Genomic DNA, 24,957 nt, shown 5'->3' on the forward strand with positions numbered 1-24,957 from the left:
CATGTCCGGTGAGATCATCGCTTTCCTGCTGCTCCGCCTGGCGATCGTGGCCGGCGGGGTCGTGCTGCTCACCGTGCTCGCGATCATCCTGCTGGTCATGCTCAAGCGGCACGGCCGGCTGGACCGGGCGCGCTCGTTCGCCGAGCCGGTCGTGCGCGGCTGGGCCGAACGGCAGCCGACCGACGGCAGCGGCGCGCTGCGCCGCGCGGCCATGCGCGAGGCGCTCGACCGCCTGGACCGCAAGGAGGGCGGCGGCCGGTCCCGATCCGGTCCCGCCTAGTCCTCGACCGCCCGTCTTCTGGGCCGGCGCTTGACGTCCACGCCGCCCCAGAAGGCCAGCCCGGAGATGACGATCTCCGGCGCGCCCGGCACGCCGGGGCCGGTGGCGAGGTGGTCGAAGCCGCCCATGATGCCCACCCCGGTCACCCGGACGTTCACGTCGTCCGGGACGATGATGTCGATCCCGCCCATGATCGCGACCGCGTTGATCCGGGTCGTCCGGGACGTGAACCGCGCCTCGCGCAGATCGATGTCGCCGCCGCCCCAGAACGCGAACGCGGTGAACGACTCCGGCACGGTCCACACGCCCTTGCGGTCGAAACCGCCCATGATCGCCACGCCGGTCGTCCAGGTCGGGCTCTCGTCCGGGACGACGACGAACCCGCCCGCGGTCGTCCCCGCCACCTGGTGCCCGACCTGCGCGGACGGCGCGGACCCGGCGCCCGGCAGATCGCGCGTCAGCGGCTCCAGCTCGGCGTACGTCTTCGCCTTGTAGACAGCGTCGAGCCGCTCGTCCACCTCGTCCAAGGTGAGCCGCCCCTCACCCGCGGCGTCCCGGAGGATCTGCGCGACCCGGTCGCGGTCGGCATCGGAGGCCCGCATCTCCGGCGGGCGCGTCGGATCGGGCCTTTCGGGCAGGTTCGTCATGCGCCCACCCTAGGCCCGCCCCCCACTCCCAACCCAGACCACATCGATCCGCCTCACATCGGTCCGCCGAAACTCACGCTCGTCCAAGATGGCGCCCGGCCACAGCACCCTGTCCACATCGCGTCCGCCGGCTCGTCCGTGTTGAGTCGCCTGCGCCGGCGTGCAGCGTTGGCGGGCCGGGTTTGGCGCGGGGGAGCGGTGGGGACGGTGCGGACGAAGGAACGGTCAGGGGCGCCGGGCTCGGCGGACCCAGGCGGCGATCTGGGTGCGGGACGACAGGCCCAGTTTGGCCAGGATGTGTTCGACGGCGGTGTCGACCGTGCGGCGTGCCACGGCGAGGCGGTCGGCGATCTCGCGGTTGGACAGGCCGCGGGCGACGAGGACCGCGATCTCGCGTTCGCGGCCGGTGAGCGGCTGGCGTTCCGGTTTCGGCGCCGGTTCGCCGCGCGCCAGTGCGATCGCCTCGGCGACCGACAACCGGGCGCCGCTTTCCTTCGCGGCCTGGAACCGTTCCGGTGGCAGCCGCTTGCGCAGCGCGTGTTCGGACGTGGCGCGCCGCCGTTTGTAGTCCGGGCCGTACATGCTGGCCGCGCCGAGCCGCCGCCACATCGCCTCCGTCGCGCCGAGCAGCATCGCCGCCTGCTCGTACTCGCCGTGCACGACCGGCGCGGGTGTGAGCAGGTCGAGCGCGAGCGTGATGCCGAGCTGGTCGCCCAGCCGTTCCTTGATGCGCAGGCAGGCGAGCAGGTCGTCGATCGCGGCGCGGTGCTCGCCCAGCCACCACAGCGCCGCGCCGCGCGCGTAGAGCGCGAACGAGTGGCACCACCGCTCGCCGGACGCCTCGCCGTCCCGCGCCGCGGCGTCCGCGAGCGCGAGCGCCTCCTGCTCCTTGCGCTGCAGCAGCAGGACGGTCGACAGGTGCGGTCCGGTCAGCAGCGCCAGCGGATCCCGGTACCCGAGCCGGTCGAACGCCTCCCGGGACCGCTGCATCCGCACCCGCGCCTCGTCCAGATCGCCCTCGAACAGCGCGATCAACCCTTCGCCGTGGACGACGTGCGCGACCAGATCGGGCACCGACCCCGCGTCCCCCCGCTCGGCCGGGGACGCGGACGGCGACGGCGATGCGGGCTGGGCGAGGGAGGGCGCCATGGCCTTGGTGAAGAGGTCGCGGGCCAGCTCGGTCTCGCCCTGCTGGACGGCCACCATCCCCGCGCCGTAAGCGATCCAGGCGCGGTCGAGGGCGACGCGGGTCTCGTCCTCGGGGCACTCGGTGCGGGCCGCCAGCGCACGCTCGTGCCAGCGGCGGGCCTCACCGAACATCCCGAGGCAGATCCAGTAGTGCTGGAGGACGACCGTCAGGTGCAGCCCGGTCGCGACCTCCTCCGGCGTGGACAGGGAGTACTCCAGCGCGACGCGCAGGTTCGGGTTCTCCTCGCCGAGGCGGGTCAGCCAGCCGAGCTGCTCCGCGCCGAGCGCCGCCTTCCGGGCGCGCTCGGCCAGGTCGAGGTAGTGATCCCGGTGGCGGCGGCGCAGCCGGGGGCCCTCGCCGAGCTCGGCGAGCCGCTCCGCGCCGTACTCGCGGAGCGTGTCGAGCATCCGGTAGCGGCGGCCGTCCCGCTCGACCTGCACGACGGACTTCTCCACCAGCCGTCCGAGGACCTCGAACAGCTCCTCGCCGGGCAGCCCGTCGCCGCCGCAGACGCGCTCGGCGGCGGTCAGGTCGAAGTCGCCGGGGAACACCGAGAGCCGCGCCCACAGCAGCCGCTCCTCGGCGGTGCACAGCTCGTGGCTCCACTCGATCGCGGCGCGCAGCGTCCGGTGCCGGTCGCCGCCCGCGCGGGCCGTGCCGAGCAGCCGGAACCGGTCGTCCATCCGCTCGGCGAGCTGCTCGACCGACATGGTCCGCATCCGGACGGCGGCGAGCTCGATCGCGAGCGGGATGCCGTCCAGCTGCGCGCAGAGCCGCGCGACGATCGGACGGTTCTCCTTGGTCAGCGTGAACCCCGGCACCATCGCCTCGGCGCGGTCGGCGAACAGCGCCACCGCGTCGTCCGCCCCCCGAACGCCCCCCACACCCCCGACGCCGCTCCCCCCGACGCCGCCTACAAGGCCGCCCCCGACAACGCCACCCCCGGCGACAACGCCCCCGACGCCGACGCCCGCGGTGCCCCCAACGCCGATGCCCCCGCCAACGTCGCCCCCGGCCGCTCCGCTTCCTGCGACGCCGCCCCCGATGACGCCGGGTTCGCCGGGTTCGCCGGCGACCGTCAGGGGCGGAATCACCAGGTTGTGCTCGCCCATGACGTCCAGCGGCTCGCGGCTGGTCGCGAGCACCCGCAGCCGCGGCGCGGCGCGCAGCAGCGTCTCGACCAGGGCGGCGGTGCCTTCGACGAGATGTTCGCAGGTGTCCAGCAGGAGCAGCAGCTCGCGGTCGGCGAGGTGCTCGCACAGCCGCTCGGTCTGGTCGCCCGCGGCCTGGCCGGGGAGCCCGAGCTTGTCGGCGACGTGCCGGGCGAGCAGCTCCGCCGCGCGCAGCGCCGACAGCTCGACCAGCCACGCGCCGCCGTCGAAGTCGCCGCGGACCTCGGTGGCGAGCCGGAGCGCCAGCCGGGTCTTGCCGACCCCGCCGACGCCGGTCAGCGTGACCAGCCGGGAGCGCGCGAGCACGCGCCTGGCCTCGGCCAGCTCGCGCCGCCGGCCGATGAACCGGGTCACCTCGGCGGGCAGGTTCCCGCCGTGCCGGTCGTCCGCCAGTGCCGTCACCGGTCACCTCGTCAGGGGGAGGGTGCGTCGAAGGTGTGTGCAGGGAGAGGGAGCGTCGAAGGTGGTCGTCGAGCGCGGGTGTTCCGCGCTGGATTCCGCGACGGTGGAGCGCTTCGGATGTGGGTGTTTTCGGGTGGCGTGTGCTGGTTCGGGTTGTCGGAACGCTGCGTCAGGATGGGTGCATCGTACGCCGTCGGCGCTCCGGCCACCGGATTATCGCGGGTCAATACGGCCGGTTATGGACGAGCTTCCGCCTCCAGCCGCACCACCACGGACTTCGACGTCGGCGTGTTGCTGACCTCGGCCGTGCTGTCCAGCGGCACGAGGACGTTCGTCTCGGGGAAGTACGCCGCCGCGCAGCCGCGCGCCGTCGGGTAGGCGATGGTGCGGAAACCCGGCGCGCGCCGCTCGGTGCCGTCCGTCCACTCCGAGACGAGGTCCACGGTCGCGCCGTCGGCGATGCCGAGCGCGGCGAGGTCGCCGGGGTGGACGAACACGACGCGCCGTCCCGCCTTCACCCCGCGGTAGCGGTCGTCGAGCCCGTAGATCGTGGTGTTGTACTGGTCGTGGCTCCGGACGGTCTGGAGCAGCAGCCGTCCCTCCGGCACCCGCAGCACCTCCAGCGGGTTCACCGTGAAGTTGGCCTTGCCGGTCGCGGTCGGGAAGCGGCGCTCGTCGCGCGGCGCATGCGGCAGGGTGAACCCGTCCGGCTCGCGCACGCGCGCGTTGTAGTCCGCGAACCCCGGAACGACCCGCTCCACATGGTCGCGGATCACGTCGTAGTCGCGCTCCATCGCGTCCCAGTCGATGCCGTGCCGGTCGCCGAGCACCCGCCGGGCCAGCCCGGCGACGATCGCGACCTCCGACTTGAGCTGCGGCGACGCGGGGACGAGCCGTCCGCGCGAGGCGTGCACCATGCCCATCGAGTCCTCGACGGACACGAACTGCTCCCCGGACGCCTGGACGTCCCGCTCGGTGCGCCCCAGCGCCGGCAGGATCAGCGCGGACTCGCCCGTCACGGCGTGCGACCGGTTCAGCTTCGTCGACACCTGGACGGTCAGCCGGCAGGTGCGCATCGCCGCCTCCGTCACGTCCGAGTCGGGGGTGGCGCGGACGAAGTTGCCGCCCATCGCGAAGAACACCTTCACCCGGCCGTCGCGCATCGCGCGGATCGCGTCGACGGTGTCGTAGCCGTGCTCGCGCGGCGGTTCGAACCCGAACTCGGCGGCCAGCGCGTCCAGGAAGGCGGGCTTCGGCTTCTCGTAGATGCCCATCGTCCGGTCGCCCTGGACGTTGGAGTGGCCGCGCACCGGGCACACGCCCGCGCCCGGACGGCCGATGTTGCCGCGCAGCAGCAGGAAGTTCACGACCTCCCGGATCGTCGGCACCGAGTTGCGGTGCTGCGTCAGGCCCATCGCCCAGCACACCACGATCTTCTTCGCCGCGAGGACGTCGCCGAGCGTCGCGGCGATCTCACCGCGCGTGAGACCGGTCGCGGTGAGCACGTCGTCCCAGTCCAGCGCCTTGACGTGGTCGGCGAACGCCTCGAACCCGTGGGTGTGCTCGGCGATGAACGCGCGGTCGAGGGCGTCCGGGGCGTCCGACTCCAGCAGCAGCCGGTTCAGCGCCTGGAACAGCGCCAGGTCGCCGTTCACCCGGATCTGGAGGAACCGGTCGGCGAGCCTGGTGCCCCGGCCCACCACGCCGGACGGCAGCTGCGGGTTCTTGAACCGGATCAGCCCGGCCTCCGGCAGCGGGTTCACCGCGACGATCCGCGCGCCCGCCTTCTTCGCCTTCTCCAGCGCCGACAGCATGCGCGGATGGTTCGTGCCGGGATTCTGCCCGACCACGAAGATCAGGTCGGCCTGGTAGAGGTCGTCCAGCAGCACCGAGCCCTTGCCGATGCCGATCGTCTCGGTCAGCGCCGACCCGGACGACTCGTGGCACATGTTCGAGCAGTCGGGCAGGTTGTTCGTGCCGAACGCGCGGACGAACAGCTGGTAGGCGAAGGCGGCCTCGTTGCTGGTCCGGCCCGAGGTGTAGAAGACGGCCTCGTCGGGCGAGCCGAGCGCGGACAGCTCGCGCGCCACCAGGCCGAACGCGTCGTCCCAGGAGATCGGCTCGTAGTGCGCCGAACCCGGCCGCCGCACCATCGGCTCGGTCAGCCGGCCCTGCCGCCCGAGCCAGTGGTCGGTGCGCTCGCCCAGCTCGTCGACCGTGTGCTCGGCGAAGAACGCGCGGGTGATGCGGCGCGTCGTGGCCTCCTCGGCGACGGCCTTCGCGCCGTTCTCGCAGAACTCGGCGGTGTGCCGGTGGCCCGGCTCCGGCCAGGCGCAACCGGGGCAGTCGAACCCGTCCTTCTGGTTGACCTTCAGCAGCGTCAGCGCGGTGCGCTTCACGCCCATCTGCTCGAAGGAGTCGCGCAGCGCGGCCGTCACGCCCGGCACGCCCGCCGCCCACCGCTTCGGCTTCCCGACCTCCATCGCGGAGTCGTCGAAGTCCTCGCGCGGCGCCTCACGGCTCATCGTCCACACCCATTCTCGCCTTCGGAACTGCTGCCCTCCACTCTCGCACCTTTTCGTCCCGATCCGGCACCATCCCCCGGCCGACCTGCGCGGACACCCCGGGGTGGCCGGACGCCCCTCGCCCCCGAACGCCGGGGAGGGCGGGTCAGCGGGGTGGGCGGCGTTCGACGGCCCAGGTGGCGACGCGGGTGCGGGAGGTGAAGCCGAGCTTGGCGAGGATGTGCTCCAGGTGCGAGTCGACCGTCCGCTTGGCGATCACGAGGCGCTCGGCGATCTCGCGGTTCGTGAGGCCCTCGGCGACCAGGTCGGCGATCTCCAGCTCGCGCCGCGTGAGCGGTTGCGTCCCGGACGCGGCGTCCGGCGAGGGCGCCGGGTGGACGCGGAGTGCGGCGGGCAGGTCGTCGTCGCCGAGCGCGAACTCGGCGGCGTCCTCGACGTCCAGGGCCGCGCCCCTCGCGAGCAGCTCCGCGAGCCGCTCCTCGCCGAGCGTGTCGCGCAGGCCGGAGACCAGCGCCTCGCGCATCGCGAGGTAGTGCGAGCCGCGCTGGATCGGCGAACCCAGCAGGTGCCACAGGTGCTCGCCCGCGCCGCACAGCACCGCGGACCGCTCGGGCCGCCCGGCGGTGATCGCGCACGCGCCCATCAGGTCCAGGCACACGACGATGCCGATCAGGTCGCGGCAGCCCGCCTTGACGCGCAGGCTCTCCCGGACGTCGGCCTCGGCGCGCTCGCCGTCCCCGTCCAGCCAGTGCGTGGTGCCGCGCATCCAGATCGTGGACGCCGCCGTCCACTTCTCGCCCGTCCGCGCGCACACCTCCAGGCCGCGCGCGCAGAGTTCGAGCGCCCGGCGCGCCTCGCCGCGCAGCGCGCGCGCCCCGGCGTGCGCGTAGTGGACGTTCAGCGTGATCGGATTGCGGTAGCCGATCCGATCCCAGATCACCTCGGCCTTCTCGTAGGCCGCGACCGCGCCGTCGAGATCGCCCTCGTAGAACCGGATCAGGCCGATCTCGAAGTGGCAGTGGGCGCGCAGGTCCGGATCCCGCAGCCCTTCGGCACGCTCCAGGATGGACGCGAACACGCCGCGCGCCGGATCCAGGTCCCCCTGCTGGACGGCGTAGGTGGCGTTCCAGAACTCCGCCCAGGCGCGTTCCGGGCCGGCGCCGTCCCGGACGGCGTCCGCCGCCCGGCCGTACCACTTGCGCGCCTCGCCGAACAGCCCGGCGAAGTACCAGTACGGCGCGAGCCGGAGCGCCAGCCGGACGCCCGCCTCCTGTTCACCGGGCGTCGAGAGCGACCACTCCAGCGCCACGCGAAGGTTGGCCTGCTCGTCCCGCAGCCGCCCGAACCAGGCGAGCTGCTCGGGACCGAGCTGGTGCGCGGCGACCCGCTCGGCGAGCGCCGCATAGTGCTCGCGATGCCGCCGCCGGACGGCATCCGCTTCCCCCAAGCTCGCCCCACCGCCTGCCCCGTCCGCGCCGTTCGCGCTGTCCGCCCCGTTCGCGCCGTCCGCGCCGTTCGTGCTTTGCGTGGTTCGGGTGCTCGTTGGGGCGGTCAGGCGTTCGGCTGCGTATTCGCGGAGGGTGTCGAGCATCCGGTAGCGGCGGCGGTCCTCCTCGTACTGGACGACCGACTTCTCGACCAGGCGGGTCAGGACGCCGAACACCGTTCCGGCGGGCAGGGCGTCGTCGGCGCAGACGCGCTCGGCGGCGGTCAGGTCGAAGTCGCCGGGGAACACCGACAGACGTGCCCACAGCAGCCGCTCCGCGTCGGTGCACAGGTCGTGGCTCCACGTGATCGCGGTGTGCAGCGTCTGGTGCCGCACCTGGCCGGTGCGGGTCGGGCCGAGCAGGCGGAACCGGTCGGACAGGCGCTCGTCCAGCTCGTCCACCGACATCGCGCGGAGCCGGACGGCGGCCAGCTCCAGCGCGAGCGGGATGCCGTCCAGGCGGCGGCACAGCCGCGTCACCGCCGCGCGGTTCGCGCCCGTCACCGCGAAGCCCGGCCGCACCGCCGCGGCCCGGTCGGCGAACAGCCGCACCGCGTCGCAGGACTCGGGATCGGCGGCGTCCTCGGCGGGGACGGCCAGCGGACCGACCGGCAGGATGTGCTCGCCGATCACGTTCAGCGGCTCCCGGCTGGTCGCGACCACGTGCAGCCGCGGCGCGGCGCGCACCAGGACCTCGGTGAGCAGAGCGCAACCGTCCAGCAGGTGCTCGCAGGTGTCCAGGACGAGCAGCAGGTGCCGGGACGCCAGATGCTCGGCGAGCAGGTCGAGCGGATCTCCGGCGCCGACGTCCGGCAGCCGCAGCGTCTCGGCGACCGTCCGGGCGAGGAGCCCGGGGTCGCGGAGCGCGGACAGCTCCACCAGCCACGCGCCGTCCTCGAACGCGTCGCGCGACGCGGCGGCCGCGCGCAGCGTGAGCCGCGTCTTGCCGACGCCGCCCGGCCCGCACAGCGTCACCAGCCGGGACCGCTCCACGGCGCGACGCAGCTCGGCGAGCTCGTCCCGGCGCCCGACGAACCCGGTCATCTCGGCGGGAAGGTTGCCCGGCCGGAGCTCCGTCGCCAGAGTGGTCACCGCCGCCTCGACCCTCGCCTCGGGAATCTCGGACGGACGTATCCTACGTCGCCGCCACTCACCGTGCGCACCCGCTTACGAAGGAAAGCCGCCCGCTCGCCCGCGGCACCCACTCGTTCATCCCGAGACCCACTTGAGCGAGCTGGGCAACGTCGGTCCGCCGTCACGCGTCGGCCGGCTTCTGGGGGTCGCGCTCCGGCGGCGCGTTCGTGGGCGGTTCGGCCATGGCGAAGGCGAGGGTCTCGGGAAGGGTGAGGGATCGGCCGCGAGAGAGGAGGGCGTCGGCTCGGGTTCTGCCCAGCGCGCGGGTGAACGCGGCGACGCCCTCCTCGCGCAGGACCGAGTAGTGGGGGCCGCGCAGCGCGTGCATGCCGAGGGTCTCCCAGAGGCGTGCGGACGCGCCCGCCAGGACCGCCGCGCGTTCGTGCTCGCCGTCCGCGACCGCGCAGGCCATCATCAGGTCCAGGGTGAGCGCGATGCCGCCGGGGTCGTCGAACGCGGCGCGCACGGGCAGGCCGTCGCGGGCGTCGGCGAGGGCGGGACCGGGCTCCCCGGCGAGCCAGCGGGCCGCGCCGCGCATCCACACCGCGGCGGCGCGGCACCAGCTCTCGCCCCGGGCCTCGCAGATCTCCAAGCAGCGGGCGCACAGCTCCAGCGCGTCGTCCGGTTCGCCGCGCAGCGCGTGCACCGACGCCAGGTCGGTGAGGACGGTGATCGCACGGACGTCCGGGTAGCCCGTCCCGTCGTAGTGGGCGCGGGCCTCCCGGAACAGGTCCAGCGCGCCCTGGAGGTCGCCCGAGTGCAGCCGCAGCCGGCCCAGCTCCTGGACGGCATGGGCGCGCAGATCCGCGTCGCCGGACGCCTCGGCGAACGCGAGCGTGTCGTCCAGCAGCTTTCCCGCGGCGGGCAGATCGCCCTGGAGCACAGTGAACAGGCCCGCCGCGTACAGTGCGCGCCCGCGTTCGGGCAGGTCGGACGGCGTGCTCTCCAGGGCCTGGTGGTACCAGGTGCGGGCCTCGCCGATGCGGCTGGTCAGGAACCAGTGGTCCAGCAGCGCGACGGCCAGCCGCAGTCCCGCCGCCTGCTCGCCGGGCGTCGCGAGCGACCACTCCAGCGCGGCGCGCAGGTTGCCCGCCTCGTCCCGGAGCCGCCGCGTCCACCAGAGCTGCCGCGGGCCGAGGCGGTCCCGCGCGGCCTGGTCGGCGAGCGCCGCGTAGCGGTCGCGGTGGCGGCGGCGCAGCAGGTCCCGCTCCCCGGCCTGGACGAGCCGCTCCGCGCCGTACTCGCGGAGCGTGTCGAGCATCTGGTAGCGGTCGGCCTTCGGGTCGAACCGCACCACGGACTTGTCGACGAGCATGGTCAGCACGTCCACCAGCTCGGACGGGGGCAGGTCGTCGTCGGTGCACACGGCCTCGGCGGCGGCGAGGTCGAAGTCGCCGGGGAACACCGACAGCCGCGCCCAGAGCATCCGCTCGGCGGGCATGCACAGGTCGTGGCTCCAGGTGATCGCGGTGCGCAGCGTCTGGTGCCGGTGCTCGGTCGTGCGCCCGGCCGCCCGGGACGCGCCGTGCGCGCCGCCGAGCACGCGGAACCGGTCCGACAGCCGCTCCACGATCTCCTCGACCGGCATCGCGCGCAGCCGGACGGCCGCCAGCTCCAGCGCGAGCGGGATGCCCTCCAGGCGGCGGCACAGCTGGCAGACCGCCGCGTGGTTGGCGGGCGCGACGGTGAAGCCGGGGCTGCTCGCGACGGCCCGCTCGGCGAACAGCGTCACCGAGTCGCACGCCGCGCCCGCGTCGGGGCCCGCGGCGTCGGAGGCCGCGCCGTCCCGCGGGCCGGGGACCTCCAGCGGCGGGACGGGCACGATGTGCTCGCCCACGACGTTCAGCGACTCGCGGCTCGTCGCCAGCACGCGCAGGCCGGGCGCGGCGGTCAGCAGCCGCTCCGCCAGCAGCGCGGTCGCGTGCACGAGGTGCTCGCAGGTGTCCAGGACGAGCAGCAGCTCGCGCGGGGCGAGCCGTTCGGCGAGGAACTCGGCGGGGTCGCCGAGGCGGCGGCCGGGCAGCCGCAGCGTCTCGGCGATCACGCAGGGCAGCGACTCGGGCGCGCGCAGCCCGGACAGCTCGACCAGCCACACCCCGTCGGGGAACAGCGGCCGGGCCCGGTCGGCGGCGCGCAGCGCGAGCCGGGTCTTGCCGACGCCGCCCGGGCCGAGCAGCGTCACCAGCCTGGCCCGCTCCAGCGCGCTCAGGACCTGGTCCAGCTCGGCCCGGCGGCCGACGAAACTGGTCGACTCGGCGGGCAGGTTGCCCGGCCGTCCTTGCGAACTCGCCACCGCTGGCCTCGGCTATCGCGTCGGGTTCGGGGGGATGGTGCGGAGCGCGGCGCGCCCTCCTGCCGGAGCGCCGCCCGCTCTGCCGCCGGAGCGCGGAAGCTCTCCTGCCCGAGGGCGGGACGCGGCCATCCTACGCCGGTCGGCACCTTTCGTGACGGTCCGATTACCGCTCCGGCATCTCCTCCCGGCCGCCTGCGCCTCCGCTCGCGCGGTCCCCCTACTGCGGCGGGCCGTCCGTGAGCTTCAGCTGCTGGGTGACCGGCTGGCCGCCGGGCGGCTGGTACGTCAGCGCGACCGTGTCGCCGGGGTGGTGGAGCAGGAGCAGATCGGTGAGCGTGGTGGGGGAGTCCACCGGCTTGCCGTCCAGGGCGGTGATGACCGCGCCAGGGGGGATGTTCAGCTGCTCGGCGGGAGAGTCGGCCAGCGTGGACACCACCTGGGCGCCGCCGCCCCGCGCGCCGCCCTGCCCCGCAGGACCGCCGGCGCCCGGCGCGCCGTCCGCGGCCTTCACGTTGACGCCGAGCATCGCGGTCTTGCCGATGTGCACCTTCGGGCCGCCCTGCCCGTGCTGGATCTGCTCGGCGATCGCGAGCGCGCGGTTGATCGGGATCGCGAAGCCGCGCGCGCCGTCCTGCTTGGCCATCTTGAACCCGGCGGACGCGGCGGTGTCCATGCCGATCACCTCGCCCGCCGCGTTGTACAGCGGGCCGCCCGAGTCGCCGGGCCGGATCGCCGCGTCCGTCTCGATGAGCCCGGACAGCTTCTCCGACGAGCTGTCGGACTCGTCCCGCGCGACGACGGACTGGTCCCGGCCGGTCACCTTGCCGCGGGCGACCTTGGGCGCGCCGCCCTTGCCGCCCGCGTTGCCCTTCGCGGTGACCGGGTCGCCCTCGGCCACCTTGTCGGAGTCGCCGAACGCGGCGGGCTTCAGCCCGGCGTCCTTCGCGCCGCTCAACCGGATCACCGCGACGTCGCTGGACTTGTCGTAGCCGACGACGCGCGCGGTGAACGTCGCGCGGGTGCGGGTGTCGGTCGCCCTGATCACGGTCGCGCCCTGGATGACGTGGTTGTTGGTGAGCACCAGGCCGGACGGGTTCAGGATGATGCCGGTGCCCGCGGCGAGCGTGCCGCGGTAGCCGAGCTCGGTGTCGATGTTGACGATCCCGCCGCCGCGCACGCCGCCGGCGGGCCGGTGCACGGCATACGGCGAGGACGACTGGGCGACCGCGGGCGGATCGCCCACCGAACCCGCGAGGACGGGCCTCACCAGCAGGAACGCCGCCAGTCCGGCCAGTGCCAGCAGCACCAGCCAGCCCGCGGCCGAGCGGGACCCGCCGGGGTCGGGGACGTTGCGGTCCGGACCTGGGTGCATCACGCCTCCTCCGCGCCGCGCGGACGCGGACGGGATACCCGCTGCGTCGCTCTTACACCGTCCCTTTTACGGCATGGCGGCTCTACACCATGAAACGCACCGGGAAGCGGAAATGTTCGTGACCATCGGACGAGAGCGTTGCGGATCACGTGATCCGGACATGCCGCGCCGGGTCGGTGACCGGAGCGGCGACCATGGTTCCGACCATGGTTCTGACCAGGGTTCCGGCCAGGGTTCCGGCCAGGGTTCCGGCCAGGGCGACGGCCGGACCGGGGACCGGCTCCGCGGCCGTCGCGGCGGCCGGTTCAGGACGCGGACGTGAAGTACCGGCGGGGGTTGCCGACGAGCATCTGGTCGATCTGGCCGTCCGTCACACCGGCCTCGCGGAGCGCGGGGAGCACGTCGTCGGTGAGGTGCCGGTAGTGCCAGTTCGGCGCGAACGGGCGGAGCACCTCCGGGTCGGGGCCGAACCAGTCGATGAAGCAGGACGCGTCGTGGCTGAGCACCATCCGGTCGGCGTAGCCGCGGGCGCAGAGTGCGGCGACGGTCGCGACCCGCTCGGGGGTCGGGTTGTAGGCGTCGAGGCCGAACCGGTCCATGCCGAGGATCGCGCCGGAGTCGGCCAGCTCGCTCAGGTAGCCGAGGTCGTTGCTGTCGCCCGCGTGGGCGACGACGACCTTGGCGAGGTCCACGCCCTCCTTGCGCAGCAGGTCGAGCGCGCCGCGCCCGGTGTGGGACGCGCTGTGCGTGTGGACGGTCACGGGCGCGCCGGTCTCGCGGTGCGCGGCGGCGACGGCGCGGATCACCCGCTCGACGCCGGGGGTGAATCCGGGCTCGTCCACGGCGCACTTCAGGAAGGCCGCCTTGACCCCGGTGTCCGCGATCCCCTCGGTCAGGTCGCGGACGAAGTCGGCGACGAGCGGCTCCGGGCCGCCGAGGGTCGTGCCCGGCCCCCGGTGGTGCAGCGGGAACGGCAGCTCGTTGTAGGTGTAGAGGCCGGTCGCGACGATGATGTTCAGGTCCGGGACGAGGTCGGCGATCCGCTGGATCCGCGGGATGTACCGACCGAGGCCCCACACCGTCGGGTCGGCGATCGTGCTGATGCCGCGCCTGACGAGGTCGGTGAGCTTCGCGACCGCGTCGGCGACGCGCTCCTCCTCGTCCCACCACGCGCCGACGCCGTGGTTGCGCTGGTTGTAGTCGTCCAGCACGAAGACGTGCTCGTGCATCAGCGTCCGGCCGAGGTCGGCGACGTCGACCGGTCCGCGCACGGTCTCCACGGCGGGCATGGGGCCTCCTGGGCGTCCGGGGCGCACGGCCGGCCGGCGCGACGACGCGTACCGACCGGTCGGTATCTGGCAACCTAGGACGCCCCCGCGAGCCCCGTCAACGCCCGCGCCGGCCCGGAGCGGGCTCAGACCTCGGTGACGACCCGGTCGAAGGCGTGGCGCGGGTTGCGGGGGAACCAGGCGTCCGGGCCGGGCTTGCCGACGTTGACCACGGCGATCACTTCCTGGCCGGTGCCGTCCAGGAACTCCTCGCGCAGGCCCTCGGCGTCGAAGCCGGCCATCGGACCGGCGGCGAGGCCCGCCGCGCGGATGCCGACGATCAGGTAGCCGAGCTGGATCGCGGCGTTGAAGCGCGCCATGGCCGCCCGGCCCGGGTTGGCCTCCATCGCGTCGCGCGCGCCCTCGGCGTGCGGGAACACGGTCGGCAGGTGCTCGTGGAAGCCGGTGTCGGCGGTCACGATCAGGCTCAGCGGCGCGGCGGCCGTCTTGGCCCGGTTGCCCTCCGCCATGTGCCTGACCAGGCGCTCGCGACCCTCGGGCGTGCGGACGGCCACCAGCCGCATCGGCTGGCTGTTCATCGCGGTCGGGCCGTACTTGACCAGGTCGTAGATCGCCCGGAGCTGCTCGTCGGACACCGGGTCGGCGGTGAAGGTGTTGGCGGTCCGGGCCTCGCGGAACAGCAGGTCCTGGGTGGTGGCGTCCAGGGCGAGCGCGCCGGCGGGCAGGACGTCGGGGTGCAGGGCGGTCATCGCGAAAGCCTTTCTCGCAGCTAACTGTTGAACTTTCAATCACGATAACGCGGCCGGTCACCCGCTTATGCCGGACGGCGCGTGGCCCCGATCACAGCCCCGACGGCCCGGTCAGCCGCCCATGCCGGCCGAGACGTACAGCGTCACCTGCTCGCCGCCCGCCAGCGGCGTCCCGCCCTCGGGGTAGCTGCGCACCACCGAGCCGGACGGCCGGGACGACGGGACGCGGATCACCGCGCCCACCGGAATGTGCCGCTCGGCGAGCCGGTCGGTCGCGGCGCGCGAGCCGAGCCCCGTGACCGGTGGCACGGTGATCGCCCCCTCGGACCGTCCGACCTGCGTGGTGGTGACCGTCGTGCCCGGTCCGGGGCCGGACCCGCCGGACCCGCCGGGGCCGCCGCCCACCAGCACGGTCAGGCCGAGCACCAGCCCGGCCGCGACCGTCGCGCCGCCGCCGAGCAGCAGCATCGTCCGCCCCGGGATCTCCTGCGGCCGACTCTCGGGCATCCCTGCGCCCCCATCGCCCGGGGACGTTCCGATCGCGTCCCCTCTGGCCCGGTGGGACTCCGGTTCCCGAGATCGAGTTCGCCGCCCGCCCGTTTCGGCATGTCCGGCCCGCGCGAAGGCGCCGGCTCGCGCAGCGGAGCCGAACTCCGGATCAGAAGGGGAACGGGAAGCGGATCTTCACCGTGTCCAGCAGCAGCGACGCGCCGGCGCCTACGGTGAACAGGAGCGCGAGGCCCGCCGCGGAGAGCCCGCCGAGCACCGACCAGCGGCCGACCTGGTAGCCCAGCGGCACCAGCGCCGGGTCGCGGCCGCGCACCGGCCACGCCGCGCGCATCGGGGACGTCCCCGGCACCTCGTCGATCACGTCCGGGGACGCCTCGACCGGCGCGGGCGGCGTCGCCGACGCCAGCCCGGACGCCCACAGCAGCAGGTCGGCGACCTCGCCCGGCGCGGTGGACAGCCCCGACCCGAAGTACCGCACCTCGGCCGCGACCTGCTCCAGCGTCCGCACCGAGTTGCCGAGCCCGACCCCGGCCAGCCAGTCGCGCAGGCCCTCGGCCGTCACGTCGCGGCCGACCTCGGTCTTCACCAGCAGGTCGAGCTTGGTGACGATGACGCCGACGCGCTTCTGCCGGCCCCGGTCCGGCCGGGTGCGCAGCTCGTTCAACACCCGCTGGAGGGTGTCGGCCGGGTCCTCCTCGGACGTCCCGGCCGACTCCTCGACCAGGTGCAGCTCCGACTCGCCGAGCGAGTGCCGGACGTAGGGCAGCGCGAACGGGTCCACCACGAACAGCAGCGCCTCGCCGTGGTCGAGGTAGCGCAGCGACTCGACCTCGGTCGCGCCCGTGTAGTGCTCGCCCGCCGGGTCGAACAGGTACAGGATGCGGCGGACGCGGCCGGGCAGCTCCACGTCCAGCATCGTCGCGAGCGGCAGCTCCGGGCCGGTCTTGGCGGGCCGCCCGCCCGAGTTGAACACCTGCACCATCGCCGCGTACGCCTCGGCGTGCCGCCGCTCGACGAACGCGAGCCGTCCGTGCGCCGCGCGCGCCCGCGCGTGCAGCGCCCGGATGCCGAGCACCATGAACGTGGTCTTCCCGGCGGCCGGTCCGCCGACGAACGGGAGCGGCTCGATCCGGACGCGCCCGATGCGCTCGGGCAGCCGTCCTTCACAGTGCGGGCAGTACGCGGCCAGCCGGAACCGGCCCAGCGGGACGGTCGTCGGGAGCCGCGTCCCGCACTTGCAGACGTGCCGGAACGCGCCCGCCGCGCCCGGCGTCAGGCGCGGATGCCGAGCGCCGCATCCAGGGCACGCGTACACCGGCAGCGCGATCCGCTCGTAGCAGAAGGGATGCGGGCAGGTCTGGAGGATGCGGCCGTAGACCATGAAACCGCGCTCGACCGCCGCCAGCGCCAGCACGCACACCGACCACGCCGCGAGCCCGACCGCCGCGACCGCCCCGTACAGGACGGTCAGCGCGAGCCCCAGCACCGCCGCCGGGACGGCCGCGACCGCGATCCCCGCGCACAGCGCCAGCCAGAACGGGAACGTGAAGAACCCCCACAGCCCGCCGAACTGCAACCGGGACAGCCGGAGGATCACGTCGCGGGCCGTCCCGTAGACGCGCGGGACGACCGTCCTGGTGATCGTCCACCAGTCGCGCCACGCCTGCCCGAGCAGGTACGTCCGGTAGGAGGTCTCCGGCTCGTCCACCGGCGACGGCCCGGCGCGCTCGCGCGGCGTCAGCGCCCGGACGGCGTGCAGGTAGTACAGCCCGAACGCGGCGAGCCCGGCGGCGGCCACCACCGCCGGGAACAGCACGGGAAACACCAGGACGAACCCGACGTACATGACGGCGAGCCAGACCAGGATCATCAGTCCGATGACGACGGCGGGCATCGGATCACCCCCGCCGCGCGTCGCCGAGCAGCGCCTTCAACGCGGCGCGCAACGCCGGATCGGACGCGAACCGCGACTCCAGGTGCCGCGCCGCCAGGAACCGCGACACCGCGCCGCGCGCCCACTCCTCCAGCGCGGGCTCGCGGACGCCTCGCGCGCGCAACCGCAACGCGACCTCGATCAGCTCGTCCCGCCGGTCACCGTCGCCGCCCCGTCGGCGCCGCCCGCCCGGACCGCCCGTCCACTGGACGCCGAGCCGGGCCCGCGCGGTCGGCGACGCCGCCGCGAGCAGCTCGGCCCGGAACACCGGATCGCGCCGCTCCAGCCGTTCGGCCGCGGACTCGAACGCCCGCGCGGCGAGGCGTCCCGCGCGCGGCAGACCGTCCAGCGCCCGGGCGGCGTCGGCGGGCTCGTCCGCCGTCACCGCGTCGGCGTGCGCCCGGACGACGGCCGCGTCCGCGTCCGCCGCGCCGCCCGGCAGGACCGTCCGGACCCGCTCGGCCAGCCGCAGCGTCGAAGCCTCGGCCAGCCCGCCGTACCCGTTCGCGACCTTCACGAACGTCCGCGACGGCAGGACCCCGAGCGCGGGATGCTCCGCGCAGGCGTCCGGATAGGCGGCCAGCAGTTCCAGGCAGACGACCGGATCGGGCGGCTCTTCCCAGACGGCGCTCAACACCGGATCGAGCTCGGCGACGCTCAGGTCCAGACCGAGGATCGCGCCCGTCACGGCCACCCGCCGCTCCGGCGTCCTGCGCCCCACCGACGCGAGCACCTCGGCCGCCACCACGCCCCGCAGGCCGTCCTCGACGTAGGGCGAGAACGACTCGTGCGGCCTGCCCGCGGAGAAGAGCTCGTCGTAAAGGAGGTCGCAGGCGGCGTCGGTGAGAACGGCCTTGCGGGTCGCGGCATCCGCCGCGTGCAGGCCGTTCAGGACGCCTTCCAGCAGCGCCGTCCGCGTCTCGGCGGGGCATTCGACGAAGGCCTTGGGCAGATCGGACGCCCCTGACCGCGCCCGCCCGGACGCCGCGGCGACGATCTCGCCGTGCGGTGTCCCACCGGTGGCGAGGCGGACGACCGCCGTGAAATCGGGGGCCTGCGACAGGGCGCGCGCCGCGCACTGCACGGCGACCTCCGGCGCCCCCGCCGCGTCCGCCCACCGGTGCACCGCGAGCGCCAGCTCGTAGCCCATCGACGGAACGCCCCGCACGAGATCGCGCCACACCCAGTCGGGGATCGCCGTCCCGTGCCTGGTCAGCAGCTCGGCGGCGCCGGCCTCCTCGTCCTCCGGCACGCCGTGCTCGCCCCGGCACAGCGCCAGCAGCCCGGCGGCCCGGTCCAGCACCGCCGGATCCGGGACGGCACCGGACGACCCGAGCAACGCCAGCTCGGCCAGCGCGTCCAGCCCGGCGAAATCCGCTTCACGCCAGCACGTCGCGACGGTCCGCGCGAACCGCCCCGCCTCCTGCGCGCCCGCGACCGGACGATCGAGCGGGAACGCGGGCGACGTCCGCTGCGCGGAGGCCCACACGTCGGGCGTCGTCCCGACCAACCGCTGAGGCGCGCCGTCCGGATCCGCGCTGTAGGTGACGAACGACAACGCCGACGCAGCCGCCACCGGCAGCGAGTAAGAGACGACCGCGATCCACCGCGCGACCAGCTCCACATCGGACGACACGAGCACCACCCGCCCGTGCCCCCGCCCGAGGACGGTCACGACCGCGTCCACGATCCGCGCGAGCCGCTCGTACGCGCCCTCCGGCTCGTCCGAGAGCCACGCCGCCAGCGACTCCGGATCGAGCCCCTCGTCCGGCACGAGATCGTCCACCTCGGGCAGCTCGGTCTCGGACGACGGCGACTCGGTCCACAACGGCGCGTGCCACAGCTCGGCGGGCCGCACGCCCTCCAGCTCGTCCGGCTCGGCGACCACCGCGTGCGCGAAGAAGTTCCCGTACCGCCCCGAGTAGTCGCGCCCCAGATACCGGCACCGCAGCAGCAGCGGCCGCCCGTCAACCCGGTCGTACAGGAGCGACACGGGAAACTGGTCCAGCTCCTCGTCACTGGGTGACAGCGGCGCCTCCGGCGGCGGACGGTACGACAGGTGCGGCGTCACCCGCGCCCGCATCCCGTCCGGCAACCCCGGCGTCTCCGCGACGAACTGGAACCCCGACCGGCCCGTGGGCCCACGCCGAGCCGAGGTGTAGTGGAGCTGCCACGCCACCTGAGTCACTCCCCGTCGAGCATGCCGAAGCGGTAGAGAAGCCAGAGCAAGGGGTCTTCGGCGCGGTAGGGGCGGACGCCGCCGGCGCCGACGCGGTCGCCTTCGGGCATGGAGCCGAGGGCCGACAGGCCGAACAGGGCGTAGTCGGCGTACTGCTGCGAAAGGAAGAGGTCGAGCTGGCCCGCGTTCCAGTCGTGCAGGAGGGCCCGGACCTGCTCGTTCACCGCCGCGCGGTCGTCGAGGTCGAGGACGCCGGAGCCGGAGCGGGAGCGGTGCAGGGCCGACTGGCGGGAGACCGCCGGACCCAGCGCGTCGATCTTGGTGAGGGCGACGGCGACCGGGATGGGGAGGCGCTCGCCCGGGCGCAGGCCGTGCCGGAGGCGGAGGGCCTCGGTGACGCGGGCGATGATGTTGATCGGCTCGCTGTCCGGGTCCTCGCCGAGGGTGCCCTCGCGGGACTGGGCCTCGTCGGCGAGGGCGTTGTGCGCGCCGGGGAGCTCCAGCGGGTCGACCAGGAAGATGATCGCGTCGGCCGCTTCGAGGTAGCGCAGGTGCAGGTCGCGGACCTCGCGGCTGCGCAGGTCCTCACCGGCGGTGTCGAACAGGACCAGGGCGAGCGCGTCGTGCTTGGCGCGCGCCAGCCCGCCGAGCGGGGTGCGCGCGAGGCCGCCGAGGGGAGTGCGCGCCAGCTTGGACGGACGGGTGCGCGTCAGCAGGTACACCAGCGGTTCGCGCGGCGCGGTCGCGGCGCTCGCCGTCGTCGGCAGCAGGCGGCGCTCCTCCAGCAGCGGACGGGCGAAGTCGCGCTTGTAGCGCTCGATCGTCCGGTCGTCGCAGGCGACGAGCGAGGTGTCGAGCTCGGTGCCGACCCGGTTCATCAGCTCGTGCAGCAGGACGGCGATGTAGGTGGACTTCCCGGCGTTCTTCGCGCCGACGAGCGCGACGATCCGGCCGGGGGAGTCGCAGTACGCGGTCGGCAGCGGGTTGTGGCACTCGGGGCACACGCGGTTGTGCGTCGGCTGGCCGCAGTCGGGGCAGTCGGCGCGTCCGCCGGAGCGGGGCGGCGGGGCGAACACCGGCGGCAGCGACGCGCCCGCCGTCGAGCCGGTGTACTCGGCGAGCTCGCGGTCCAGGACGGGCGCGCAGCCCTGCCGTCGTCCGACCTGGCCCCGGCAGCGGAACGGGATCCGCTGCGGGTTGATCTCCACGAAGCAGTACGGGCAGGTGATCTCCTGCCGGGCGAGGCCGGGCAGGCTCACCCGGGACGCTAGGGACACCGGCTCCTCCTGGGGGGCGCTTACCGGGGGTTGTGCAGATGACGGACCGGGGGGTCGGTCAGTTCGACCACGGTGTCATCCGTGAAGCAGCGTAGCCAGTACTCGCCTCCCGACCGAGGCAGCGGCACGGTGAGTTCACCCGGAACCGGGACCTGCGTCCACGACCCGAGGGTCTCGCCGTCGGTCGGCCGGTGCGGCATGACCCGGCCCCGCCGCAGGACGAGCTCCAGCGAGCTCACCCGCAGCGGACGCGCCGCCGACAGCTTCACGGTGAGCGCGCGCTTCCACGGCGGCCCGGTGCGTTCGAGCTCGTACCGGACGAGCGTCCGCGCCTGCACCTCGGCGGTGACCGGCGTGCCGACGACGCGCTGGTCCTCGGCGGTGCCGACGGCGGCGACGGCCAGCTCGACCGGTTCGTCCTCGGGGACCTCGACGCGCAGCCCGCCCTGGGCCTCGTAGGCGGCGCGGGTGACCGCGACCCGCTCGGGCGCGGCGGTCGGCAGGCGGCCCGCCTCAATGCGCCCGGCCGAGACGAGGTTGGCCTCGATGCGTCCGGTGGCGATCGCGTCCACGCCGATGCGCCAGCTCAGCTCGACCTCGGCCACCTCGTCCGGCCAGTCGAACCCCACGTGCACGACGCCGCCGCGCCGCTCGGCGACCAGGCGCCGCGGCGGCGGCAGGTTCACGTGCCGGTACCGCGCGCCGACGGCCGCGCTGCCCTCCGCGACGGTGATCGCGAGCAGCCAGCCGCCGCGTCCGGGCTTCACCAGGATGCCCTCGGACGTCACCGCGTTCGGGATCCGCTTGGACGCCCGGCGCACCTCCTCGACCGGGACGATCGCGCTGCGCGGCCACGCGGGCGGCGCGTCCAGCAGGACGATCTCGGGGTGGCCGTGGCCGGGACGCTCGAACCGGACGAGCATCTCGTCGTCCTCGCCCGCCGCGGCGTCCACGGTCATGTCGTAGATCGGCTCCGGCGGCGCGGACGGCGTGACCGACAGCCGCGTGCCGGGCGTGACCACCTCGCGGCCCTGCTCGTCCAGGTAGACGGCGGAGATCCGGTAGTGGTGCGTCACCCCGTTCGGGACACGCTCGGAGAACCCTTCGCGACCGGCCGGAACGGCCCGCTCGCCGCCCCGCTCGGCGCGGAACACCGCGATGCGGGCGGCCTCCGGCGGGCAGCGCCACCGGCCGGTCACCGTGCCGTCGCCGGGCGTCAGCTCCACCTCGCGCGGTTCCGGCCGGACGAGGATCGGCCCGGCGACGGTCGGCGGCGCGGCGGCCTCGCCCCGCACCGCGATGACCGCGTAGTACAGGTGCACGTTGATCGGCGGGTCGTCGTCCCTGGTCAGCGGGATCGGCTCGCCGTCGGCGGGGCCGTGCGGCGGACGGTCCCGGCGGCGCACCATGTGGTACAGCACCTCGCCCGCCGTGGACGGCGACGCCTCCCACACCAGCCGCACCGACGGCTCCGGATCGGCGTGCACCGTCGCGATCAGGCTCTCGACCGGCTTCGGCGGGAGCCGCCGCTGGTGCTCGGCCGCGCCCGGCAGGTCCCGGACGAGCTTCAGCGCGTCCGCGAGCAGCCGCCAGGCCCGGTCCGGATCGGACTCCTCGGCCGCGGCCTCCCGCAGCCGCGTCGCCGTGGCGACCCGGTGCCGGGCCTCCGCCGCCAGGACGGCGACGTCCTCGGGCAGCTCGTCGCCGCTGGCCGCGTGGCGTCCGCCCGGACCGCGGCCCCCGGCCGGGGCGCCGCCGGACGGATCGGACGCCGTTCCCCCGGTCTCGGTCAGGGCGCGGGCGAACTCGGCGGCGGCGTAGACGTCACCGGCGTCGAGGAGCTCGCGGAGTCGGTCGGCGGGGCCGGGCTGCGGGGGAGCGGCGGCGGCCGGGGCCTGCTCGCGCAGGACCGCGAAGACCAGGCGGCGCGCGTCCGACGCGTCCACGCCGAGCTCCTCGGTCGCGTGCCGGAGCAGCGCGCGCTCGGAGGCGCGCTGCCGCAGGCGCTCGCGGAGCCGGTCGACGATGTCGTACCGGAGCAGCTCGGTCAGGTGCGCGCCGAGGTCGTCGCCCTGCCCCGCGCCTCCCGCGCCCTGTCCCGAGCCTCCCGCGCCCTGTCCCGAGCCTCCCGCGCCCTGCCCCGAGCCTCCCGCGCCCTGCCCCGCGCGCAGGGCCGCGAGGACGGTCTGGGCGTGCGTGGTGCTCGTGTCGCGGCTGCGGCGCGCCCACTCGGCGGCGACGGCCGCGACCGCCTCGGCGGACGGCACCAGCGGCCCCCCGCCCCGGCCCATCGCGGCGAACCCGTCCAGCACGCGCATCGGGCCGCCGACGCGCCCGCCGAACAGGAAGTCGGCCAGGTTGCGCCGGCCGAGGACGTCCAGCGACTCGCGGACCTTGGCGTAGGCGGCGTACGGCGGCGCGGCGGGCAGCGGGTCCGGCTCGCGGACCTCGATCCGGCCCGCGGCGAGCGCGGCCAGCTCCGCGCCGGTCACCCCGGCGGTGCGGGCGATGTCCTCCAGCTCGCCGGGCGTCACCATCTGGATCAGCCCGCCCGCGTCGGCGAGCCGCGCGGCGGCCACCTCCAGCCTGCGCCGGGACCGCGCCGCGCCGCCCGCGAGCCGCTGCTGGAGCGGGCGCAGGTCGCCGCGCTCGGCGGCGGTGAAGATCGGCGCGAGCTCGCGGTGCTCGGCCTCCAGCCGGTCCACCAGCTTGCGGTACTTCAGCTGGCCGCGGGCCCGCCGCCAGCACTGCCGCACCTGCTTGACCCGCGCCGCGACCGCCTCGGGCGTCGGCTGGTCGGGCAGCGCGTACCGGACCCGCAGGTCCTCCGGCGGCTGGTCGCCCGCCGCGCGCGCCGGCTCCAGCACCTCCCGCTGGTACGCCGCGTCGAAGCCCCGCCCGGCCCCCTGCCCGCCGGTCGTCATCGCGTGCTCAGCTCACCTTCACCCGGGACAGCGCGGTGCGGGACCGCTCGACCTCCTCCTCGGACATCCCGCCGACGTCCACCTTGAGCTCCAGCCGCTCGCCGGTCTCCTTCTCCATGGCGGTCACGTTCAGCAGCCCGGACGCGTCCAGCTCGAAGGTCACCCCGATCGGCCAGCCGGCCCGCTTGCCCGGCGGGATCCGGATCTGCCCGGTCGCGATCTCGGAGTTGTCCACCAGCTCGGCCGACTCGACCGACCCGGCCTGCTCCATCACCCGGACGTCCGCGGAGGTCTGCTCGTCGTGGACGGTGTAGAAGTCCTCGGTGTGCGCGGCGGGCAGCTCGTCGTTGGCGTGCACGAGGTGCGCGACGTGCTCGGCGCCGCTGTCCCGGTCCACCACGACGATGCCGAACGCGTGCGAGGCGACGGTGCGGATCCGACGGCCCGCGATCTGCCGCTTCTGGTCGGCCGAGAGCCCGGCGCGTCCGGCCATCTCCTCGGCCTGGTCGTCCTGCCCGGCCGCCAGCAGCCGCCGGTAGGTCTCCTCGAACGCGTACAGCGCGGCGCCCTTGGCGACCGCGAGGTCGGGGTCCTGGAGCCGCGGGTTCAGGCCGAGCTCGGTGGACAGCCGCGCCGCGACCACCGGCATCTTGGTGGACCCGCCGACCAGCACCAGGTCGTCGAAGTCCTCGACGCCCTTCTCCCGCGCGGTCTCCAGCGTCCGGCCGGTGATCTCGATGGTCCGGTCGAGCAGGTCGCGGGTCAGCTCCTCCAGCTTCTCCCGCGTGATCTCGATCGTCGCGCTGCGCCCGTCGTGCATCACCCGGACGGTGTGCGCGGTGCGGTTGGTCAGCGACTTCTTGGCGTCCTCGGCGTCCCGGCGGAGCTGCTGCTCGGACTGCCGGTCGTCCAGCGGGTCGCCCGCGTCCGGGTGCTCGGCGCGGAACCGCTCGGCGAGGTACTCCACCAGCCGGGCGTCCCAGTCCGCGCCGCCGAGCTCGTGGTCGCCGTCGGTGCAGACGACCTCGATGTGCCCGCCGCGCAGGGTGATGACCGTGGTGTCGAACGTGCCGCCGCCGAGGTCGTACACCAGGATCGTCCGGTCCTGCTCGGGGTTCAGCACGCCGTAGGTGATCGCGGCGGCGATCGGCTCGGACACGATGTCGATGACGTTCAGCCCGGCGATGCGTCCCGCCTTGCGGGTCGCGTCGCGCTCGGCCGCGCCGAAGTAGGCGGGGACGGTCACGACCACGTCCCGGGCGTCCTCCCCGGTCTGCGTGCGCGCGTCGGTCACCAGCTTCAGCAGGATGAACGCCGACAGCTCCTCGGGGGTGTACTCGATCCCGTGGATCTCCCGCGCCACCTCCCGGCCCATGTCGCGCTTGACCAGGCTGACGACGTTCTCGGGCTCCAGGATCGCGGTGTCCTTCGCGGTCTGCCCGACGACCACGTTGTCGCCGCTCTCGAAGTACACCACCGAGGGGGTGGTGTCGGTGCCCTCCAGGTTGCGCAGGACCGCGGGGCGACCCACATCGTCGATGGAGGCAATGCAGGAGTAGGTGGTTCCCAGGTCGATCCCGTAGACAGCCATATCCT

General features: G+C 74.6%; 15 protein-coding genes. 1 reads left to right on the top strand and 14 read right to left on the bottom strand.

Features of this window, described 5'->3' with window-relative positions; translation table 11 throughout:
* Window position 1 precedes the first annotated feature (1 nt).
* A complete protein-coding gene (locus tag ACFPCY_RS20960; protein WP_378257609.1) occupies window positions 2-280 on the top strand; it encodes a hypothetical protein in 279 nt (92 codons plus the stop codon).
* On the opposite strand, the gene ACFPCY_RS20965 is transcribed toward ACFPCY_RS20960, so the two are convergent.
* From ACFPCY_RS20965 to ACFPCY_RS21030, 14 genes are all read right to left on the bottom strand, one after another.
* Window positions 277-927, bottom strand: a complete 651-nt coding sequence (locus ACFPCY_RS20965) for a DUF1707 SHOCT-like domain-containing protein (protein WP_378257610.1) — start codon at window positions 925-927, stop codon at window positions 277-279. The two genes, ACFPCY_RS20960 and ACFPCY_RS20965, sit on opposite strands and share 4 nt — an antisense overlap.
* A gap of 225 nt (window positions 928-1,152) precedes the next feature.
* Window positions 1,153-3,690: an ATP-binding protein gene (locus ACFPCY_RS20970; protein WP_378257612.1), complete on the bottom strand. Its 2,538-nt coding sequence runs from the start codon at window positions 3,688-3,690 to the stop codon at window positions 1,153-1,155.
* A gap of 236 nt (window positions 3,691-3,926) precedes the next feature.
* Window positions 3,927-6,215: an FdhF/YdeP family oxidoreductase gene (locus ACFPCY_RS20975; RefSeq protein ID WP_378257613.1), complete on the bottom strand. Its 2,289-nt coding sequence runs from the start codon at window positions 6,213-6,215 to the stop codon at window positions 3,927-3,929.
* Between the two features lie 145 nt (window positions 6,216-6,360).
* Complete coding sequence (locus tag ACFPCY_RS20980; protein ID WP_378257614.1) at window positions 6,361-8,793, bottom strand: ATP-binding protein; 2,433 nt, start codon at window positions 8,791-8,793, stop codon at window positions 6,361-6,363.
* Between the two features lie 163 nt (window positions 8,794-8,956).
* A complete protein-coding gene (locus ACFPCY_RS20985) occupies window positions 8,957-11,128 on the bottom strand; it encodes an ATP-binding protein (RefSeq protein WP_378257616.1) in 2,172 nt (723 codons plus the stop codon).
* A 217-nt stretch (window positions 11,129-11,345) separates the two neighbouring features.
* The gene (locus ACFPCY_RS20990; RefSeq protein WP_378257618.1) at window positions 11,346-12,500 is read right to left on the bottom strand and encodes a S1C family serine protease; all 1,155 of its coding nucleotides are present in this window, start codon (window positions 12,498-12,500) and stop codon (window positions 11,346-11,348) included.
* Between the two features lie 305 nt (window positions 12,501-12,805).
* Entirely contained in the window at window positions 12,806-13,789 is a 984-nt protein-coding gene (locus ACFPCY_RS20995; RefSeq protein WP_378257620.1) for a phosphotriesterase family protein, read from the bottom strand.
* 125 nt (window positions 13,790-13,914) lie between these two features.
* Entirely contained in the window at window positions 13,915-14,538 is a 624-nt protein-coding gene (locus ACFPCY_RS21000) for a malonic semialdehyde reductase (RefSeq protein WP_378257622.1), read from the bottom strand.
* Between the two features lie 111 nt (window positions 14,539-14,649).
* Complete coding sequence (locus ACFPCY_RS21005; protein ID WP_378257624.1) at window positions 14,650-15,045, bottom strand: PASTA domain-containing protein; 396 nt, start codon at window positions 15,043-15,045, stop codon at window positions 14,650-14,652.
* Between the two features lie 151 nt (window positions 15,046-15,196).
* Window positions 15,197-16,942, bottom strand: a complete 1,746-nt coding sequence (locus ACFPCY_RS21010; RefSeq protein WP_378257626.1) for a TRAFAC clade GTPase domain-containing protein — start codon at window positions 16,940-16,942, stop codon at window positions 15,197-15,199.
* 4 nt (window positions 16,943-16,946) lie between these two features.
* Window positions 16,947-19,160: a GAP1-N2 domain-containing protein gene (locus ACFPCY_RS21015; protein ID WP_378257628.1), complete on the bottom strand. Its 2,214-nt coding sequence runs from the start codon at window positions 19,158-19,160 to the stop codon at window positions 16,947-16,949.
* Between the two features lie 5 nt (window positions 19,161-19,165).
* Complete coding sequence (locus tag ACFPCY_RS21020; RefSeq protein ID WP_378257630.1) at window positions 19,166-20,437, bottom strand: hypothetical protein; 1,272 nt, start codon at window positions 20,435-20,437, stop codon at window positions 19,166-19,168.
* 20 nt (window positions 20,438-20,457) lie between these two features.
* Window positions 20,458-23,361 carry a hypothetical protein gene (locus ACFPCY_RS21025; RefSeq protein WP_378257631.1) on the bottom strand — a complete coding sequence of 968 codons (2,904 nt, stop codon included), beginning with the start codon at window positions 23,359-23,361 and terminating at the stop codon, window positions 20,458-20,460.
* A gap of 7 nt (window positions 23,362-23,368) precedes the next feature.
* Complete coding sequence (locus ACFPCY_RS21030) at window positions 23,369-24,952, bottom strand: Hsp70 family protein (RefSeq protein ID WP_378257633.1); 1,584 nt, start codon at window positions 24,950-24,952, stop codon at window positions 23,369-23,371.
* Between the last annotated feature and the right edge of the window lie 5 nt (window positions 24,953-24,957).

This window comes from Actinomadura gamaensis (genome assembly GCF_042652125.1).
Classification (GTDB): domain Bacteria; phylum Actinomycetota; class Actinomycetes; order Streptosporangiales; family Streptosporangiaceae; genus Spirillospora; species Spirillospora gamaensis.

Coding starts and splice junctions, on each gene's coding strand:
- ACFPCY_RS20960 (WP_378257609.1), top strand. CDS start 2: ATGTCCGGTGAGATCATCGCTTTCCTGCTGCTCCGCCTGGCGATCGTG.
- ACFPCY_RS20965 (WP_378257610.1), bottom strand. CDS start 927: ATGACGAACCTGCCCGAAAGGCCCGATCCGACGCGCCCGCCGGAGATG.
- ACFPCY_RS20975 (WP_378257613.1), bottom strand. CDS start 6,215: ATGAGCCGTGAGGCGCCGCGCGAGGACTTCGACGACTCCGCGATGGAG.
- ACFPCY_RS20990 (WP_378257618.1), bottom strand. CDS start 12,500: ATGCACCCAGGTCCGGACCGCAACGTCCCCGACCCCGGCGGGTCCCGC.
- ACFPCY_RS20995 (WP_378257620.1), bottom strand. CDS start 13,789: ATGCCCGCCGTGGAGACCGTGCGCGGACCGGTCGACGTCGCCGACCTC.
- ACFPCY_RS21000 (WP_378257622.1), bottom strand. CDS start 14,538: ATGACCGCCCTGCACCCCGACGTCCTGCCCGCCGGCGCGCTCGCCCTG.
- ACFPCY_RS21005 (WP_378257624.1), bottom strand. CDS start 15,045: ATGCCCGAGAGTCGGCCGCAGGAGATCCCGGGGCGGACGATGCTGCTG.
- ACFPCY_RS21010 (WP_378257626.1), bottom strand. CDS start 16,942: ATGCCCGCCGTCGTCATCGGACTGATGATCCTGGTCTGGCTCGCCGTC.
- ACFPCY_RS21025 (WP_378257631.1), bottom strand. CDS start 23,361: ATGACGACCGGCGGGCAGGGGGCCGGGCGGGGCTTCGACGCGGCGTAC.
- ACFPCY_RS21030 (WP_378257633.1), bottom strand. CDS start 24,952: ATGGCTGTCTACGGGATCGACCTGGGAACCACCTACTCCTGCATTGCC.